This is a genomic window from Coprococcus sp. AF16-22 (assembly GCF_003461545.1).
Classification (GTDB): Bacteria; Bacillota; Clostridia; order Lachnospirales; family Lachnospiraceae; genus Coprococcus; species Coprococcus aceti.
Window position 1 is genome coordinate 83,517 of record NZ_QTXH01000009.1, and the last position, 17,753, is coordinate 101,269.

At 44.4% G+C, this 17,753-nt stretch carries 18 protein-coding genes; 14 read left to right on the plus strand and 4 right to left on the minus strand.

Features of this window, described 5'->3' with window-relative positions; genetic code table 11:
• Positions 1 to 31 precede the first annotated feature (31 nt).
• The 4 genes from DWW60_RS10355 (at position 32) to DWW60_RS10370 (ending at position 5,165) form a co-directional block, all read left to right on the plus strand.
• Positions 32 to 1,273, plus strand: a complete 1,242-nt coding sequence (locus DWW60_RS10355; RefSeq protein WP_117875327.1) for a phenylacetate--CoA ligase family protein — start codon at positions 32 to 34, stop codon at positions 1,271 to 1,273.
• Between the two features lie 25 nt (positions 1,274 to 1,298).
• On the plus strand, positions 1,299 to 2,015 hold the full coding sequence (locus tag DWW60_RS10360) for a prepilin peptidase (RefSeq protein WP_022217444.1): 717 nt from the start codon (positions 1,299 to 1,301) through the stop codon (positions 2,013 to 2,015).
• A 212-nt stretch (positions 2,016 to 2,227) separates the two neighbouring features.
• Complete coding sequence (locus DWW60_RS10365) at positions 2,228 to 3,862, plus strand: class I adenylate-forming enzyme family protein (protein WP_015534358.1); 1,635 nt, start codon at positions 2,228 to 2,230, stop codon at positions 3,860 to 3,862.
• Positions 3,863 to 3,908: 46 nt separating this feature from the next.
• Positions 3,909 to 5,165, plus strand: coding sequence for a diaminopimelate decarboxylase (locus DWW60_RS10370; protein ID WP_055146098.1), 1,257 nt, complete (start codon positions 3,909 to 3,911; stop codon positions 5,163 to 5,165).
• Positions 5,166 to 5,255: 90 nt separating this feature from the next.
• On the opposite strand, the gene DWW60_RS10375 is transcribed toward DWW60_RS10370, so the two are convergent.
• The 3 genes from DWW60_RS10375 to DWW60_RS13430 are packed head-to-tail and all read right to left on the minus strand — an operon-like array spanning position 5,256 to position 8,102.
• Entirely contained in the window at positions 5,256 to 6,521 is a 1,266-nt protein-coding gene (locus DWW60_RS10375; protein WP_117875328.1) for a sensor histidine kinase, read from the minus strand.
• Between the two features lie 21 nt (positions 6,522 to 6,542).
• The gene (locus DWW60_RS10380) at positions 6,543 to 7,286 is read right to left on the minus strand and encodes a LytR/AlgR family response regulator transcription factor (RefSeq protein WP_022217447.1); all 744 of its coding nucleotides are present in this window, start codon (positions 7,284 to 7,286) and stop codon (positions 6,543 to 6,545) included.
• 33 nt (positions 7,287 to 7,319) lie between these two features.
• Positions 7,320 to 8,102, minus strand: a complete 783-nt coding sequence (locus tag DWW60_RS13430) for a sensor histidine kinase (protein ID WP_015534354.1) — start codon at positions 8,100 to 8,102, stop codon at positions 7,320 to 7,322.
• Positions 8,103 to 8,788: 686 nt separating this feature from the next.
• On the opposite strand from DWW60_RS13430, the gene DWW60_RS10390 reads away from it, so the two are divergent.
• The 8 genes from DWW60_RS10390 to DWW60_RS10420 all read left to right on the plus strand — a co-directional run bounded on the left by DWW60_RS10390 (position 8,789) and on the right by DWW60_RS10420 (position 14,029).
• Entirely contained in the window at positions 8,789 to 9,355 is a 567-nt protein-coding gene (locus DWW60_RS10390; RefSeq protein ID WP_243147829.1) for an accessory gene regulator B family protein, read from the plus strand.
• On the plus strand, positions 9,336 to 9,488 hold the full coding sequence (locus tag DWW60_RS13435; RefSeq protein ID WP_156332998.1) for a hypothetical protein: 153 nt from the start codon (positions 9,336 to 9,338) through the stop codon (positions 9,486 to 9,488). The genes DWW60_RS10390 and DWW60_RS13435 overlap by 20 nt, the downstream gene beginning before the upstream one ends.
• 176 nt (positions 9,489 to 9,664) lie before the next feature.
• Complete coding sequence (locus tag DWW60_RS10395; protein ID WP_015534352.1) at positions 9,665 to 10,162, plus strand: hypothetical protein; 498 nt, start codon at positions 9,665 to 9,667, stop codon at positions 10,160 to 10,162.
• A 52-nt stretch (positions 10,163 to 10,214) separates the two neighbouring features.
• Positions 10,215 to 11,096, plus strand: coding sequence for a hypothetical protein (locus DWW60_RS10400; protein WP_238051178.1), 882 nt, complete (start codon positions 10,215 to 10,217; stop codon positions 11,094 to 11,096).
• Positions 11,097 to 11,127: 31 nt separating this feature from the next.
• Positions 11,128 to 11,685 (plus strand): hypothetical protein, encoded by a 558-nt coding sequence (locus DWW60_RS10405; protein ID WP_015534350.1) that lies wholly within the window; start codon positions 11,128 to 11,130, stop codon positions 11,683 to 11,685.
• A 14-nt stretch (positions 11,686 to 11,699) separates the two neighbouring features.
• Positions 11,700 to 12,491: a hypothetical protein gene (locus tag DWW60_RS10410; protein WP_015534349.1), complete on the plus strand. Its 792-nt coding sequence runs from the start codon at positions 11,700 to 11,702 to the stop codon at positions 12,489 to 12,491.
• A gap of 61 nt (positions 12,492 to 12,552) precedes the next feature.
• The gene (locus DWW60_RS10415; protein WP_117549805.1) at positions 12,553 to 13,383 is read left to right on the plus strand and encodes a hypothetical protein; all 831 of its coding nucleotides are present in this window, start codon (positions 12,553 to 12,555) and stop codon (positions 13,381 to 13,383) included.
• Positions 13,384 to 13,396: 13 nt separating this feature from the next.
• Positions 13,397 to 14,029 carry an ABC transporter ATP-binding protein gene (locus DWW60_RS10420; RefSeq protein WP_117875331.1) on the plus strand — a complete coding sequence of 211 codons (633 nt, stop codon included), beginning with the start codon at positions 13,397 to 13,399 and terminating at the stop codon, positions 14,027 to 14,029.
• A 126-nt stretch (positions 14,030 to 14,155) separates the two neighbouring features.
• On the opposite strand, the gene DWW60_RS10425 is transcribed toward DWW60_RS10420, so the two are convergent.
• Complete coding sequence (locus tag DWW60_RS10425) at positions 14,156 to 14,674, minus strand: peptidylprolyl isomerase (protein ID WP_015534342.1); 519 nt, start codon at positions 14,672 to 14,674, stop codon at positions 14,156 to 14,158.
• A 94-nt stretch (positions 14,675 to 14,768) separates the two neighbouring features.
• Here DWW60_RS10425 and mltG point away from each other — a divergent pair, with 94 nt between their 5' ends.
• Positions 14,769 to 15,902 carry an endolytic transglycosylase MltG gene (gene mltG / locus DWW60_RS10430; RefSeq protein WP_055146128.1) on the plus strand — a complete coding sequence of 378 codons (1,134 nt, stop codon included), beginning with the start codon at positions 14,769 to 14,771 and terminating at the stop codon, positions 15,900 to 15,902.
• Positions 15,903 to 16,059: 157 nt separating this feature from the next.
• Positions 16,060 to 17,700: a DUF6382 domain-containing protein gene (locus tag DWW60_RS10435; protein ID WP_015534341.1), complete on the plus strand. Its 1,641-nt coding sequence runs from the start codon at positions 16,060 to 16,062 to the stop codon at positions 17,698 to 17,700.
• The last annotated feature ends 53 nt before the right edge of the window (positions 17,701 to 17,753 follow it).

Below are 17,753 nucleotides of genomic sequence, written 5' to 3' on the forward strand. Positions count from 1 at the left end.
GCTGACAAAAGGGAAAAGGAGAGTAAAAATTATGAAGTTAAATGACACACAGCTCAGTCAGGTGGACGCTCAGATAAAGAGACTTGTAAAGACTGACAGCTATTATGGTAAGAAGTACAGAGAGCTTGGTATAACAGATGTGACAAGTCAGGAGGCATTTGAGGAGCTTCCGTTTTCAAGCAAGGATGACCTGAGAAATGCTTACCCGCTGGGAATACAGGCTGTTCCGGATGAGGAAGTGGTACGTATCCATTCATCTTCAGGAACAACAGGAAAGCCGGTCATCATACCTTACACAGCAAAGGATGTCGATGATTGGGCAATCATGTTCGCAAGATGCTACGAGACAGCCGGAGTGACAAAGAAAGACCGAGTACATATCACTCCGGGATATGGTCTGTGGACAGCCGGAATAGGATTTCAGGCAGGCGCGGAGAAGCTTGGTGCCATGGTGATTCCTATGGGCCCTGGAAATACTGACAAACAGTTACAGATGATGATCGATCTTGAAAGTACAGTTCTCACAGCAACATCATCATACGCACTTCTTCTTGCCGAAGAGATAGATAAGAGAGGGCTTAAGGATAAGATACATTTGAAGAAGGGCGTATTTGGCTCAGAGCGCTGGAGTGAGAAGAAGAGAAAGTATATAAAAGAGAAGCTTGGAATAGAGCTGTATGATATATATGGACTTACAGAGATCTATGGACCTGGTATCGGAATAAGCTGTGATGCCCAGAATGGAATGCACTATTGGGATGATTATGTTTATATAGAGATAATAGATCCGAAGACCGGAAAGACTCTCCCTGACGGAGAGGAGGGAGAGATCGTTATCACTACTCTGGTGAAGGAGGGAGCTCCGCTCATCCGTTTCAGGACACACGATATATCAAGGATCATTCCGGGTGAGTGTCCATGCGGAAGAAAGCATCCTAGATTGGATATCATCAAGGGCAGAAGTGACGATATGTTCAAGGTACACGGCGTAAATATGTTCCCAAGCCAGGTTGAGGAGCTGCTTGCACTTGTGGATGGAGTCCCAAGCGAGTACACCATAAATATAGCCCATGATGAGCCTGCCAATAAGGATATCATGCTGGTTACAGTTGAGGCCGAGGGACGTGTAGATTTCGAGCAGACAGGACGTCAGATCAGAGATCTGTTCAAGTCAAGGATCGGAGTTACACCGAAGATCACAGTTGTCCCTGTTGGAACGCTGCCTAGAAGTGAGAAGAAGACACAGCGTGTCATCGACCATCGTGAGCAGTAATATTTTTAGAAGGGATATTTTGTTTATGAATTCAATTAATATAGCAGCTTGTATAGTTGCGTTTTTACTTGGGGTGGTGCTTTTCACTCTGGCGAATGAGATCATACTCAAGCTGCCGAACAATGAGAATATTTTTAAGGGAAAGCCGAAGAGTTTTGAGAAGTTTTCTCCGAGATGCCTGTTCATACAGATACTTGGTGGAGTGTTCGGAGTGCTGATGGTGTGGCAGTTTGATGTGAGCCTTGAGGCGGTCACGGTATTCCTGTTCTTTGCACTGCTGACTATCATCACATTCATAGACGCGGACACCATGGAGATACCATTTGTGCTGAATGTATGCATACTGGTGCTTGGAGTTATATCCATATTCACAAGAGGAGGCTTTTCTCTGACAGGCGGTGATCTCTCACTTGTGAGCAGGCTCATAGGAATGATATGTGTGAGTCTTCCACTGTTCCTGATAGTGCTGGTCATTCCGGATGGATTTGGCGGTGGAGATATCAAGCTCATGTTTGCCGCAGGATTCTTCCTTGGCTGGAAGGCTACGGTCATAGCGTTCTTCATCGGACTTATCATAGGTGGATGCCAGGGCGTGATACTTCTTGCAAGGCGAAAGAAGGGCAAGGACGATCATTTCGCATTTGGCCCGGCGCTCAGCGTAGGACTGATGATCGCGACATTTGTGGGATCACAGATGATGAACAGTTATATCAATATGATCAAGGCGTCATTCTATGCGTAGAGTGATGAATCCATGAAAAAGAAATAGTGCTGATGTATAAGTGATAAAAAACTTATACATCAGCACTATTTTTTATGATAGTATTCAAATGTAATTGCCTATTGTATATTTTCCATGTGAGGGATATACTGTAAAGAGCGTGCAATTTAACGCGTTAAAGCTTTTAATTGAGAAAGAAGAGCAATTATTAAGAGAGGTTAGGAGTTACGGTTATGCCAATCACAGATTACTTAGAGAGAAATGCCAGAGAATACGGAAATGATGTCGCTCTGGTAGAGATAAATCCTGATGTGCAGGAGACGAGAAGGGTTACATGGAGAGAGTATGAGCTCATAGAGTCGAATCCTACATGCCAGTACAGAAGAGAGATCACATGGAGCGTGTTCAATGAGAAGGCAAACAGATTTGCTAATCTTCTGGTGTCACGTGGAATCCAGAAGGGAGACAAGGTAGGTATCCTCATGATGAACTGCCTTGAGTGGCTTCCAATATATTTCGGAGTGTTGAAGACGGGAGCTATAGTGGTTCCGTTCAACTTCAGATACGATGCGGAGGAGATTAAATACTGTGTAGAGCTTGCGGATGTCGACGTGCTTGTATTTGGCCCTGAGTTCATCGGACGTATAGAGGCTGTCGTTGACGAGATAGCTGAGAAGAGAATCCTCTTCTATGTGGGAGGCAACTGTCCTACATTTGCGGAGGACTATGACAAGCTGACATCCAACTGCTCAAGTGTATTCGAGAAGAGAGACATCAAGGACAGTGATGATGCGGCTATATATTTCTCATCTGGAACAACAGGATTCCCAAAGGCTATCCTGCACAACCATGAGAGCCTGATGCATGCGGCAAAGGTCGAGAATGTACATCACGGACAGACAAAGGATGATGTATTCCTGTGTATTCCTCCTCTGTACCACACAGGTGCCAAGATGCACTGGTTTGGAAGCCTGATAGTGGGCGGCAAAGCCGTTCTGCTCAAGGGCGTAAGTGCTAAGACCATACTTCAGACGGTAAGCGATGAGAAGTGTACTATAGTATGGCTTCTTGTGCCATGGGCTCAGGATATACTGCTTGCAATAGAGAACGGCGATGTACATCTGGAGGATTATGAGCTGTCACAGTGGAGACTGATGCACATCGGAGCACAGCCTGTACCACAGAGTCTTATAAAGAAATGGAAAGAGATATTCCCTAACCATCAGTACGACACGAACTATGGACTTTCAGAGTCCATCGGACCGGGCGCTGTACATCTGGGAGTAGAGAACATACATAAGGTCGGAGCCATCGGTGTGCCGGGTTATGGCTGGCAGGCAAAGATCGTGAATGAGGACGGAACAGAGGTTGAGCAGGGCGCAGTCGGTGAGCTTATCCTCAAGGGACCTGGTGTCATGACCTGCTACTACAAGAATCCAAAGGCGACAGAGGAGTGCCTGAAGGATGGCTGGCTGTACACAGGAGATATGGCTATGCAGGACGAAGATGGATTTATTTATCTTGTAGATAGAAAGAAAGATGTTATAATCAGTGGTGGAGAGAATATCTACCCTGTACAGATAGAGAACTTCCTCAGCAAATACGAGAAGATCAAGGACGTTGCAGTCATCGGTATCGCAGATGCCCGTCTCGGAGAGATCACAGCGGCCATCATAGAGGTAAAGGATGGCATGACCTGCACAGAGGAGGAGATCAACGAGTTCTGTAAAGAACTTCCAAGATACAAGAGACCAAGGAAGATCATATTTGAGCACGTTCCGAGAAATGCTACAGGTAAGATAGAAAAGCCACTTCTCCGTAAGATGCACAAGAGTGAGAACCTTGTCGCAGCGGAGAACAACGCATAGTATGCAGGATACTTGCCATAATACAGCACAGAAAGGACAAAAAAAGATGAAGACACCATTTATTACAAAGGCAAAGGCAGAGGAGATCATCAGGGAGATCCCTACACCGTTTCACATTTACGATGAAGAAGGAATCAGAGAGAATGCGCGAAAGCTTTATAAGGCGTTTTCATGGAATAAAGGATTCAAGGAGTATTTCGCTGTAAAGGCTACTCCGAACCCAACGATACTCAAGATCCTCAAGGAAGAGGGCTGCGGAACAGACTGTTCATCACTGACAGAGCTTATGATGTCAGACAAGATGGGATTTAAGGGCGATGAGATCATGTTCTCGTCCAATGACACCCCTGCCGAAGAATTCGTGCTTGCAAAGAAGCTGAACGCAACCATCAATCTTGACGATTTCACACACATTGATTTCCTGGAGAAGGCAGCAGGAATTCCAGAGAAGATCTGCTGTAGATTCAATCCGGGCGGAAAGTTCTCCATATCAACCACCATCATGGACAACCCTGGTGATGCAAAGTATGGTATGACAAAGGATCAGATCATCGAGGCATACAAGATCCTCAAGGCAAAGGGCGTGAAGAGATTCGGAATGCATGCATTCCTTGCCAGCAATACAGTGACAAATGAATATTATCCAACACTTGCAAAGATTCTGTTTGAGACAGCAGTTGAGATCAAGGAGAAGACCGGAGTGAAGCTTGACTTCATCAACCTGTCAGGCGGAGTTGGAATCCCATATACACCGGACAAAGAGCCAAATGACATCATGGTCATCGGCGAGGGTGTCAGAAAGGTATATGAGGAAGTGCTTGTACCGGCAGGCATGGGTGATGTAGCTATCTTCACAGAGCTCGGACGTTTCATGCTGGCACCTTACGGGCACCTGGTTACAACAGCCATTCATGAGAAGCACACACACAAGGAGTACATCGGAGTGGACGCATGTGCAGTCAACCTCATGAGACCTGCCATGTACGGTGCATACCATCATATCACAGTTCTCGGCAAGGAGAATGAGCCATGCGATCACAAGTATGATGTGACAGGCTCGTTGTGCGAGAACAATGATAAGTTCGCTATAGACAGAATGCTTCCAAAGATCGACATGGGAGATATCCTTGTCATCCACGACACAGGAGCACACGGCTTTGCCATGGGCTACAACTACAACGGCAAGCTGAAGTCAGCAGAGGTTCTGCTCAGACCGGACGGCTCATTTAAGCTTATCCGCCGTGCAGAGACACCTGAGGATTACTTCGCAACCATCAAGGATTTCTGGAATGTAGAGCTGTAACAGGCAGACCATAGATAAGCATAGAAAACCGGCAGTATATGAGTTGAAGTCCAACTGTATACTGCCGGTTTTCTATGTGCATGAGCTGCGTTACACTGTCACCTCGAAGCAAATATAATTCTGTCCGGATATGGTTCGGTTATCCAGACATATCTTTCCCTCATATTCATCCACAAGCTTTTTCATGTTCGGAAGACCATATCCGTGATGCTGCTTGTCGATGGTCTTGGTTGTGTAGCCGTAGGTAAACATATTTCTTCTAAGATCAGAGCTCAACACAGGACCTTTGTTCATGGTGCTTATGATGATCTGGTTCTGACTGCTGTCAAGAGACAGGGTGGCAGATCCCGGAGCATCTACAGCCTCCAGAGCATTGTCTATTAATATTCCAAGTATACGTATGATTTCATATTCGGGCATACAGCTTTTCAATGTATGCTGTCTGACTATCACATTCAGAGTCTTTCCGTTCTTTTCGGCATTGATCATCTTGCTATATATAAAACCGGCGACAACAGACAGATTGATGCGAAGCAGCTCAGACTCACGGTATTCAGATACCATATTGTCTGAATAGTTTATCAGGGCATTTTTCAGAGACTCATAATCCCTATAGGTGTATGGAAGCATTCTGACTGCAGTCAGATGGTTGTCAAAGTCATGCTGTTTGCTTCGCAGATCCTTTATCAGATCAGCCATCATAGGCTGATAGGTTTTAAAGCATTCCAGATCGTGCTGCTGCTTTCCTATGGTTCGCTGCTGTCCCAGAATGATGATATCCGAGAGAATGACCACAACTGCAAAGCATGATATCACAGGTATATACACCGAGGTGTCGATGGTACTGAATTTGTACAGCCCGGTCTCGATCATAAACACAACGTACAAATGAATAGACAGGAATTTGATAATTCCACTGCCGCCCATGAAGGTTTGGAACACATGGTTCATAGGCGCATATCTGCACAGAGCCACTGAAATCAGAAATGAAAATACAGCACAGGAAATGGACAAGTATGTCTCATTGTTCGCACCCAGACGTGTCATACCCATGATGATAATGTCCTCAAGAAAAGCCGCATACAGATATTCAAGAATATACGCCATCAATACATAAAAATATCTGGTCTTCATAATATACAACAGCATGAGATAGGACAGCAGGCATAATGTCAGCCATCCAAATGCATTTGGGAAAATTAAGGAAACTGCATTCCCGAGTATAAGGTAAGCAGCCATTCCAATAATTGGGTGGCGCATATCCCGGAATTTTCTTCCGATGAGGGCAGATATAAAAATAACATCCTTCATTGTTTCCAATGTAAAGCATAGGAGATCAATTATAGAATTCGGCATTTCAAATACTCCTTATCATTGCTAAGCCTGTTCAACGTGTTTGTGCGCAGTTGTGGAAGCCTTAAGTCTGTGACCAAACTCTGTGGCATATTTGCGGCCAACCGGTATCCATTGATAGTCCGGTGTGTCAAGCGATACCATGGCGGTAACCTTGTCGTAGGTATCCACATGATGAAGGTTTACGATAAAGCTCTTGTGGCAGCGCGCAAAATACGATGGAAGAGAGTCCGCAAATACAGAGAGTCGTGTTCCTGTGGATATAAATAGTCCGGTGGTTGTGTGGACATGCATGTTTCGCAGCTCGGATTTAATGTATAGTATATTGTCTGGTCTGATCCTGGCAAGTACACCATCTCTGTCGGTAAGCTCTATTGGTTCCTCCCTGATCAGAGAAAGGTTCAGAAGCTTGGAGACAGATTCTATCAGATCCTGCTGTGAGTAGGGCTTGACCAGATAATCGTAGCAGTTGGTCTTGTGGATCGCTCTGGGAGCTTCGTTTACAAGAGCTGTCACGTACAAAATAGGAGTTGTCTGATAACGCGGATTCCTCCGCAATTGTTCTCCCAGCGTTATTCCGTCCTTATCCGGGTCGGCGCCAAGCTGTATATCCAGCAGAAAAAGCTGGATGCTGTGCGAATCTGCCAGAGCCAGAGCATCATCATAACAGGCGGCCTTCAGACATTCTATGTCGGGGAAGCTTTCTTCTATTATTTCTGCCAGACCATTTAATTGTGCCACATTGTCTTCAACTACCAAAGCTCTCATTATAAAAGACTCCTTCCTTCTATGTGTTGTATTTTAAACCATTACTTCAAAACGCACCAGAGTATCATCCAGAAGATAATCGTTTTCCAGATATATTTTTCCATTATATTTAAATACCAGACGCCTGAGATTGTAAAGACCAAGACCGTGCTTCTGACGATCACAGGTCTTGGTGGTATAGCCTGCCGTGAAAAGCTTTGCTCTGATCTCGGGTGTTAGCAGAGGACCTTTGTTCAGAGTGGTGATGATGATCCTGCCGTCCCGGCTATCCAGGTGCAGAGTCATACTATCGTGCTCAGATATGGCCTCCAGTGCATTGTCGATGAGTATTCCCAGAACCCTGACCAGCTCATATTCAGGCATCCGGCTCTCGAGCAGATAGCTGTGAACGACAATATTCAGCTTTTTGTGCGCCTTTTCTGCCTGCTTTTGTTTGCTGTATATAAACCCGGCGATCACGAACATGTTGATTTTCAGAAGCTCGGTGGTTCTGTATTCGGATATAACCTCATCTGAACTGCTGATAAGAGCCTCCTTTAATGAACTGTAGTCGGTGTGTGTATATGGAAGCATTCGAATACCGGTCAATATATTGTCAAAGTCATGCTGCCTTCCCGTGACGTCCTCAATCAGATCATCCATCATAGGCTGATAGACGTTGTAATTTGCCAGATCGTGCTGCTGCTTGCTGATGATCTGTTGCTGGCTGAGGATTACTATGTCGGTGATGAGGACTATCACGGTGAAAAATGAGATGAGGGGGATATATATGATTGTGTTAAATGTGCTGTATTTACGCAGTCCCAGCTCAAGCATGATTATCAGAAAAACATGTATTACAAGGTACTTGGATAAAAATCTGCCATTAATCAACTGAGAGTAGAAGCTATGGAATGGAAGTAGCCTGCATATAGCACAAGCAATAGAAAAAGTAATCAGGGAGCCTGCGATGGAGGAGGCTATCTGATTATTAAAATTCACTCTGTAAAATAACAGAATTATAGAATTTTGAATAAGAAGGATAAAAGTGTGTGATATGACGAAGGCAATTAGAGAATTAAATATAGTCGTATTTAAGATAAAAAGAGTCGTTAAATAGGCTAGTGAACATAAGATGATCCACCCAAGCGCACCTGGAAACAGGGATGAAAAAAAGGTTCCCAAACAAAAGTATAAAATTGCACTTATCACAGGATGTCGCATTTCTTTTATATGTACTCCGGCAATGGATGAGAGCATGATGAGATCATATAAAATTTCAATAATATAACAAAAAGAGTCTACGATATGATGTATCATGGCAACCTCCATAAAGATAATATAACATTATACAAAGACGATTTATACCGCGTCAATTGTCGTTTATGACATGATAGATACCGTTCATGACAAATTAAGCAAAATATATTGCAATCTAAGTAGTTGTATGATAAAAGAAAAGTGGAGGTGGTCAAATAGATAATCTAAACAATAAGCTGGGAATATTATTAACACAGATCCTGCTGGGCAGAAAATACAGAAGCGATGAGGATCGTGATGTAAAAATACAATATTCTATACTGCTTCTTATTGACAAGGTAGAGAAATATTTAATTATTTTGGGCCTCTTTTCAATATTGGGACACGTTGATATAGCAATAATAACAGGATTGACAATAGAACTTACAAGAAATTATCTTGGCGGTATACATATGAAAACATGGTATGGCTGTACAGCGGTGACTGTATTGTTTTATATCGTGGTGTTAGCATGCGGAGAAAATATTATATTGTCAAGCAAACTGCAGAATTCATTGTGGGTATCGGAGATAGTAGTTATAGCATTATTTGCGCCTATACCATCAAAACAGAGACCTAAATATAATCAACATAGAAAAAATATGATAAAGGCTCGTGGTATAGCAGGTGTGCTGATAATTGGAGCGGTGAGTCTTGGGGTGAAATCTTACAATAACTATATTGTATGGATATGGTTGTTGCAGATTATAGAAGTGATGATATTAAAATTATCATCTCTGATAAAAAGAAATAAAAAGGGGGTGACAATGCGTGACGCAGAAGAGGGTTAGAAATATGCTGTCGGACATACTTGAGAATATGGCAGAAGATGTGATTAGACTGACAGGATGTTTCGGTGCATGGGGAGAGATAGAACTCCCAGAGTGTCTCAGGAATATCGATTCACAGAAAGAGACAAAGTAAAATATCCTGAAGAGTTGAGCTTCAGGATATTAGAAATATCAAGACAATCATTTGCTGGAAAAATCTTGATAAACGGATTGTACTATCAGACACAGAAAAGTACAATAGCAAAATTGTTAAAAGTGGCAAAATTGGAGTAAAGACCGCAGATAATTAATTAGGAGGGACAAAAGGTTATGAAGAAGTCAATGAAATCAAAGCTTGCGATGTTCGCTGTTGCAGGAGCGATGGCAGTGTCAGGAGCAGCGGGAATTGCTGCACCTGCTAAGGCTGAGAATGTACATACAAATAATGCAGGTACAGTGGTTACATGCAAAGAATCATATTCTAATACAGATAACGAGCTGTTTACTTTTAGCAACAATAACAGCGGATATGGTTATAGTTCGTACAGACGTAAATATAATAAGACAAAGGTTTATGTATATCCAACAGTAGGACCAAAGCTCAGTTACACAGTAATGGGCTCGCATTCATCAAAAGGGACAAACCCAATAGTAAAATCTGATACGCATATTATTCCGCTTGGAATTGAGGCGAGTATCACAAACATGGTAAACGAGAAAGGCTATGCCTATGCAGGCTTGAGGATGCACAGGACAGTCAAAGCACAGACTGATTCAAAGGGCTGGTGGAGTCCGGATTCCACAAGAAATTACACTATTTATGACTGATTAAAGCAGTGACATAAGACGGATGGCAAAGGCAGAGTTGGGAGGAGTAGAAGTGAAGAAGAAAAGATATCTTGTGATGACAGTGGCAGCAGTGCTGATCATGGCAGCAGTGGCAGCTTCGGCGTATGTGCTCCAGAAAAAACGGGAAACCCCAGAGGACAGAGCGTTAAGGAAGTCGTCTGAGGCGGCATCTGAAGAGACAGACAGCGAAGCTTCGGGAAACAAGACCGGAGAGAAAATAAGTGAAAAAGAAGGTGTGGGTGATAACGTGCTGATGTCAGGAGCGGTGAAGATAGAGCTGCTGTCGGCTGATGTATACACAGGTGACGAGATAACAACAGAGGATAAATATCCGGTTGAATATTTTCGCAGTGAGACTCTGCCGGAGCCTGAGTCGGAGGAGGAGATAACAGACTGGGATGCTCTGTATGAGGAGGCTCCGGGATACAAGGAATTTCAGGAGTCGGCAGGGGATGCGTATACTCCTGAGGAGTGTGAGGAGATAACTGCACAGTATCAGGATGTGATAGATAAGCATACGCAGACTGTGGTAAAGACCAATAAGCTGTATTTTATTAAGTGCAGACTGACGAATACCGGGGATGCGGTTGTGAAGAATGTGTTCCCATACGACATTGTGGAGAGGATTCCCGGTGAGAGTGAGGTTTCGTTCGTAGAAGGAATGGTATACTTTGACAAATCAGTCCACACAGAGGGCGATGACAGAGCCAGTTGGTACTATCTATACAGACTGGAAGGACACGAGACAATGGAATGTACGATTGGACTTGTTGTGCCACAGGAGCCGGAGGATGGCGTGAAATATTATTATGGACAGGTGATCACAGGATATTTTACGTACAATCCGGCGGATCTTCCGGATTTTGTGGATCTGGATGCACTCCCAAAGCCGGAAGCGGATGACAAGCCATGAGGTGGGAATCAGATTTTGTGGAGGTATATGCATGAGGAGAGGTGTTCTGATGGCATTGGGTGTTGTGAGCTTGTGTGCAGTCACCTTGTGGTGCGGAAGAATATTCAGCGTTAACAGGGCGTACAGTGATGACACCAGAGTTGTAGAAGCGGCTGAGAATGTATCGGTGGATGGATTGCTTATAAAATGCAGGGAGACCCGCATATACAGTATAGATGAGTATAAAGCACGTTTTAATGTGGACAGTGTGGATGTGCTGAGCCCGGAGGATCGGTTTATCTGTACACGCCTGAATGTAGATAATACAACTGAAGAACCGATCGATTGGGATACTGTGATGGCGGCGACTGAGTGTGGCTTTGAGTCACAGACATGGTGCAGTTCGGTGAATTTGTATTCTGGCCGGGAACTGAATACGTTTACAAGTAATGATCTGGAGCCCGGAATGAATCAGGATATATGGTATGTGACAAGTCTGGCGCGGGTGTCATTTAGCAGGGATACGTGGGATAACCTGGAGCGGGAGAGCTTCTATTATGTACTCACCCTTGAACCTGATAAGCTGATGATCAGACTGGATATTGAATGAAGTGGTGTTGAGATATGAGAGTATTAAGATTTGAAATGACCAGAGCGTTCAGAAATAAGTGGCTTGCAGTAAGCGTAGCTCTGGGAACGTTGATTGGGCTGGCGGACATATGGCTTAATGTCAGCCAGTATGGATTTAACAGAGGCAGGGCTTTGATCCAGACATGGATCGGGACAGACTATCAGTTTGCATACAACAGCTTGTTTTACGTACTGCTGCCACTGATTGCGTGTTTTCCGTATGCGGGGTCGTGTTATCAGGATCAAAAAACCGGATATGAAAGCAGTATATGTATTAAGACGTCCCGCTTAAGCTATATGATTGCAAAGGAAGCGGCTGTGGCGGCTTCGGGAGCGGCAGCCGTGGCGTGCCCGCTGCTCATAGCCATGTTCATTGCTGCGGGGATATATCCGGATAAAAGACCGGAAAAACTGACATTTTTGTATGCAGGAATTATAGACTGCCACATGTTCCCGAGAATATTTGCAGAGCATCCTGTGTGCTATGCGCTGCTGTTTACGCTGCTCGATGCAGTGTTTGGAGGGATAACAGGTCTTGTGGCTATGTGCTTTGCGAGGTGGTGCGGGAGCAGATTTTCAACGATAATGGCTCCGTTCGCATTGTATGTATTTACCGGTGTGATGTTTGAGGGACGTGGGATTGGAACCTGGTCAGCCATGCAGATGGTCAATCCACTGCAGAATGTGGTTACATACAGGTACCAGATGGTGACGATGTATGCTGCGGTGAGTGCAGCGGCACTCGTTCTTATATACATATGGCACAGAAGAAGGGATATTCTATGAAAGAAGGAAATACAGATAAAAAAGGAATGTATGTGGTGGACAGATATGAGGTGATGCGGGAATGAGGACTCTGAGACTTCTCGGAAGAGATATGGAAAATGGAATATTAAGGAGATGTGTTCTTTTTATACTGCCGTTACTGTTTGCGGTGTCGCAGACACGTGAGCTCCACGCATATCTTATCGAGCTTGCAGATGGGAATATCCTGTTGACCAACGGAACATTTGCGGACTATCTTCTGTTTGCGATGAAGGGGATGGAGGTGTATTACTTTGATCCAAGGAGCGTATTTTACATACCGATATACTGGTTTGCGTTCCAGATAGGCCTGGCCTATTTCCTGGCATATTATTCCAGTGATGATTTCGCCGCAAATGCGAGAGTGGTGTGCCTTGCGTCCGGAAGCAGAAGAAGCTGGTGGGTCAGCAAGCTCATATACTGTACGGTGGCTGTGGTAATGTATTTTGCTGTATGTGTGCTGACGATATATTTAATGGCGGCGGCATATGGGGCAGATATGACCATGGATATGACGGCGGCGCTGACAACACGGCTGTATCCTCCGCAGACATACAATCTTAGTGCCGCAGATCTGCTTCTGATAACATTATTTATACCGATGCTGGTAACGCTGGGGATAAGCCAGCTTCAGGTACTGGCGGGTTTTATAATCACGCCGGTTATCAGCTTTGCAGCGGTGTGTGGAGTGTATGTTCTGTCGGCATACTATACTGTATGGTATCTGTCGGGAAATTATACGATGTGGCAGAGAGTGTCATATGTAGTGGCAGATGGGGTTAATCCCATGAGTGGAGTGGTGCTTGCGGCTGGTATGCTGATCACTGCATTTGCAGGAGGAATCGTGTATTTTGATAATAAGGATATAATCTGATAGGAGAATACATATGAGCGAGATAAGGATAGAAAATCTGAATAAGAAGATAAAGGGTTCAGTCATACTTGATGATATCAGTCTGACCATGACTCCGGGCAGGATATATGGACTCCGTGGAAAGAATGGCTGTGGCAAGACAATGCTTATGAGAGCTATATGTGGTCTGCTCATACCTGATGGAGGACACATATATATAGATGATGAGGAGCTCCACAGGGACATAAAGTTTCCACGGAGTATAGGTGCTCTGATAGAGAATCCGTCATTTCTGCCTCAGTACACAGGCTTCAGGAACTTAAGGCTTCTGGCAAAGCTCATGGGAGGGATCAGTGATGACGATGTCAGATATGCCATAGAGAGGACAGGTCTTGATCCGGATGATAAGAGGGTATACAGAAAGTATTCCCTTGGAATGAAGCAGAAGCTTGGCATAGCAAATGCAATCATGGGAGAGCCGGATGTCATAGTGCTGGATGAACCTATCAACGCACTTGATGAAGAGTCTGTAGAGAACATAAAGAAGGAGTTGCTGAAGCTGCGTGATGGAGGAAGTCTTATAATCACTGCCTGCCACGACAGGGAGGAGCTGGAATATCTGTGCGATGAGATATATGAGATGAAGGATGGAAGGATAGTACAATAAATGAACATAAAAAAACATCTGCTGCGAACTCCTGTATACCTGGGATCGCAGGGCAGATGTTTATTTTTTTGTAAGAAGAATTATAAGTGTTTTCAAAAACTGCTATATGGGTTATAATACTTTCAATTAAGCCTTTACAGGTTCAGGATAATCAACACCGAAGGTCTCGACTGTTACAGTCTTCATCTTCTGTTCCTGACGAGGCTTGTCATTGTAATCAGTTGGCACATTTGCGATCTTGTCTACGATGTCAAGTCCCTCGATAACCTTACCGAAGGCAGCGTAAGCACCGTCCAGATGAGGAGATGTCTTATGCATGATAAAGAACTGTGAACCTGCTGAGTCAGGCATCATGGAACGGGCCATTGACAGCACTCCGGGAGTGTGGGCCAGATCGTTCTTGAATCCGTTCTGTGAGAATTCACCTTTGATTGAGTATCCAGGACCGCCGATGCCGATTCCCTGAGGGTCTCCACCCTGTATCATAAAGCCTTTTATTACACGATGGAAGATTATTCCGTCATAGAAGCCTTTCTTGATCAGTGAGATGAAGTTGTTTACAGTGTTTGGAGCAATGTCAGGATAGAGTTCTGCTTTCATGACATCGCCATTTTCCATAGTGATAGTAACTATTGGATTTGCCATGTATATCATTCCTTTCTTGGTATAAGATAGGGTAATGATAACATCAGTTAACAGAACAGGCAAATGAAATTTGCAGATACAGAAGGAGAAAGAGATGGATTGGAGAAACATAGCAAGACCCGTTATTATAATAGCGCTGGCGGTATGTCTGGTGCTGTTCGGGGTATACAAGGTTAAGGAGACGTATACCGGATTTATGCAGGAATATGAGGGCACCTACAGTGCCGGCGGCGGAGAGAAGATCGAGGTTACCATACCTGAGGATACATCTGTCAAGGAGGCAGCATCTATACTTAAAGATGCGGGGCTTATAAAGTATAAGCTTGCATTCCAGCTCAGAATGACCGGCTCGCAGTACAGCCACAGTCTTCAGCCGGGTACTTACACACTCACAACAGGTATGTCGACATTGGATATGATAAAGACTCTGTGTTACGTGGAGTCGACCAGAGAGGTAAAATATACACTGACAGTTCCTGAGGGATTTACGGTTGAACAGATCGCTGACAGATGCGAGGAGCTGGGCTTCTGCTCTGCAAAGGAGTTTCTTGAGGCGTGCAAGTCGGGAGAGTTTGAGTATCCGTTTGAGATACCTTCATCGGAAGTCAAGTACGCATTACAGGGCTTCCTGTTCCCTGCTACTTACGACATATATGCAGATATGACTCCAAAGGAGCTCATACAGGACATGATAGACAAGTTTAACAGCATTTACACAGATGACTTCAGGAAGAAGGCAGAGGAGCTTGGATATACAGATTTTGAGGTTCTCACCATGGCTTCCATAGTTGAGAAGGAGTGTAAGCTGGATTCAGACAGAGCGATGGTTGCGGGAGTATTTATCAACAGATTGAATGATGACATGCCTCTTCAGGTAGATCCATCTGTTCTCTATGTTGTGACTGACGGTCAGTACAATCAGGCAGAACTGTCATATGATGATCTGGAGGTTGATTCACCGTACAATACCTACAAGTACACAGGACTTCCTGTCGGCCCTATATGTAATCCGGGCGAGGCATCCATAGAGGGTGTCCTGAATGCGGTTAAGCATGATTACTACTACTACCTGACATCAGATGAGAGCCAGGGAGCATGTATCTTTAATAAGACATACGAGGGACATCTTGCTGACATAGAAAAGGCTGATGCAGCCAAGGCGGAAAAGGAAGCTGCAGAGGGTGATGGATCAGAAGATGGCTCCGATGAAAGCACTGATTCAGAGTAAAAAAATATAGACAAAATTATATAGCGAAAATTATCTAAAAGGGTATAAACTGCTTGCGATATATAGACTTTTTATATATAATAAAGGAGTATGTACCCTTTTGGGTTTTTATGCATCTAGTTATGCGCTTATGGAGGTGCGATAGGAGGAATATTTGATGAGGAAAATAAGTTTCAAGGTAAGAAATATCGGCTCTGAGAAATATTTGTCATATATTCTGAATGATGATTGTGAGTTTGACGAGGAGTTATTGGATTATCTGGAGGAGAACCGGATTCCTGAGCTCATTGATATCATTTATGAAGAGGATGATGAGAACGATTATCTTACATATAACGTTACAGGCAGGACAACGGTTGACGCACTCCTTTCGAATACGGTAAATGCTGAGAAGATATTGGGGATAATCAGAGGGGTAGCTTCTGGTATAGTTAATTTACGTGATCTTGGAATACCGGCATCATATGTGGTTCTTCACAAGGAGTTTACATATGTTAATCCGGTTACATACGATGTTGGAATGTTATGTGTTCCAGTTGAGTCAGAAGCCAATATCAATGCCGAATTCAGGATGTTCGCAAAGGACTTGCTGACGAGCGTTATTTATGATGACAGTGAGGATTGCAACTATGTGGCAAAGCTTCTCAATCTGTTGAATGCGGATAAGTTCACAGTGAGAAACTTCTATGCACAGCTCACAGAGCTTATGGAGTCTGCAGGAATGCAGGTGGAGGAGAACTTCGTTGATATAGGCTCAGATATGTCGGTTTCACAGTCTTCGGTTGACACGGCGGCATCTGATACAAGTATGGATGATCTGCCTGAGTTTGAGGACGTGTCATTTGGCGATGATGAGGAAGACGAGCTTGATGAGGTAGAGGAGATCAGTGACGAGGCGGCCGCAGCGAATGCGATATTCAAGGATCTTGATCTTGATTCGGATGAGACGAAGAAAGAGAATGTATCAAGCGAGATAGATATGTCGGTATTTGATGACAGCGTTCTTGAGGAGCTCGAGTTAGATGAGAGCCTTGATGAGGAAGAAGAGGATGACGAGGAGGGCATGACAGAGGCTCTCACATCAGATATGGCAGTACATGAGCCATCAGGACTTACAGAGGTTGCAAAGGCTGCCGATGGAGTTACGGAGGTTGAGCTTGACAAGAAGGATGAGCAGAAGCCGGTTCTGATATCTACGGACGAGCTTATGGATAATCCACCTGTTGTTAAGAATATCAAGATCAACCGTGCGAAGATCATACAGAAGGCGGTTGCTGAGACAGAGGAAGCTCAGATAGATAACCCTACAGAACAGATAGTTGCACCACAGTTCATGGACGGTGACCAGCCGGAGCCTGAGACGAATATGGATCCGGTGAAGGAGAAGGCAGAGGAGCCTGAGCAGAAGGGCACAGGAAGCACTGTTGAGCTGACCGGAGGAATGAACGTAGTTAAGGATACCGAACCTGAGAAGGCAGCGGTTAACAGGAACGCTCCAAAGGCTATGCCATATATAGTCCGTGTCAACACAGGCGAGCGAGTTATGGTCAACAAGGCTGTGTTCAAGATAGGAAAGGCGGCAAGAGGTGTTGATTACCATGTCGGTGGTAATGGTGCCATCAGCAAGGTACATGTCATCATCTACCAGAGAGAGGATGGATGTTATCTGAAGGATAACAAGGCGACAAATGGCACATATCTCAACGGAGCGCGCCTGGATGAGAATGCAGAGCAGAAGCTTTCAAACGATGCCATGATAAGCATCGGTGGAGAGGACTTTATCTTCAAATTAAGTTAATATACACCACCCACGATGTGGGACAAGAGCAGGTAGCAATACCTGCTTTTGGT

Excerpts from the sequence above, each read along its gene's own strand:
- DWW60_RS10425 (WP_015534342.1), bottom strand. The coding sequence starts at position 14,674 with ATGGCAAATCCAATAGTTACTATCACTATGGAAAATGGCGATGTCATG.
- DWW60_RS10395 (WP_015534352.1), top strand. The coding sequence starts at position 9,665 with ATGAAGAAGTCAATGAAATCAAAGCTTGCGATGTTCGCTGTTGCAGGA.
- DWW60_RS10435 (WP_015534341.1), top strand. The coding sequence starts at position 16,060 with ATGAGGAAAATAAGTTTCAAGGTAAGAAATATCGGCTCTGAGAAATAT.
- DWW60_RS10370 (WP_055146098.1), top strand. The coding sequence starts at position 3,909 with ATGAAGACACCATTTATTACAAAGGCAAAGGCAGAGGAGATCATCAGG.
- DWW60_RS10405 (WP_015534350.1), top strand. The coding sequence starts at position 11,128 with ATGAGGAGAGGTGTTCTGATGGCATTGGGTGTTGTGAGCTTGTGTGCA.
- DWW60_RS10420 (WP_117875331.1), top strand. The coding sequence starts at position 13,397 with ATGAGCGAGATAAGGATAGAAAATCTGAATAAGAAGATAAAGGGTTCA.
- DWW60_RS13430 (WP_015534354.1), bottom strand. The coding sequence starts at position 8,102 with ATGCTTGAGCTGGGACTGCGTAAATACAGCACATTTAACACAATCATA.
- DWW60_RS10360 (WP_022217444.1), top strand. The coding sequence starts at position 1,299 with ATGAATTCAATTAATATAGCAGCTTGTATAGTTGCGTTTTTACTTGGG.
- DWW60_RS10355 (WP_117875327.1), top strand. The coding sequence starts at position 32 with ATGAAGTTAAATGACACACAGCTCAGTCAGGTGGACGCTCAGATAAAG.
- DWW60_RS10380 (WP_022217447.1), bottom strand. The coding sequence starts at position 7,286 with ATGAGAGCTTTGGTAGTTGAAGACAATGTGGCACAATTAAATGGTCTG.
- DWW60_RS10410 (WP_015534349.1), top strand. The coding sequence starts at position 11,700 with ATGAGAGTATTAAGATTTGAAATGACCAGAGCGTTCAGAAATAAGTGG.
- DWW60_RS10375 (WP_117875328.1), bottom strand. The coding sequence starts at position 6,521 with ATGCCGAATTCTATAATTGATCTCCTATGCTTTACATTGGAAACAATG.
- DWW60_RS10365 (WP_015534358.1), top strand. The coding sequence starts at position 2,228 with ATGCCAATCACAGATTACTTAGAGAGAAATGCCAGAGAATACGGAAAT.
- mltG (WP_055146128.1), top strand. The coding sequence starts at position 14,769 with ATGGATTGGAGAAACATAGCAAGACCCGTTATTATAATAGCGCTGGCG.
- DWW60_RS10415 (WP_117549805.1), top strand. The coding sequence starts at position 12,553 with ATGAGGACTCTGAGACTTCTCGGAAGAGATATGGAAAATGGAATATTA.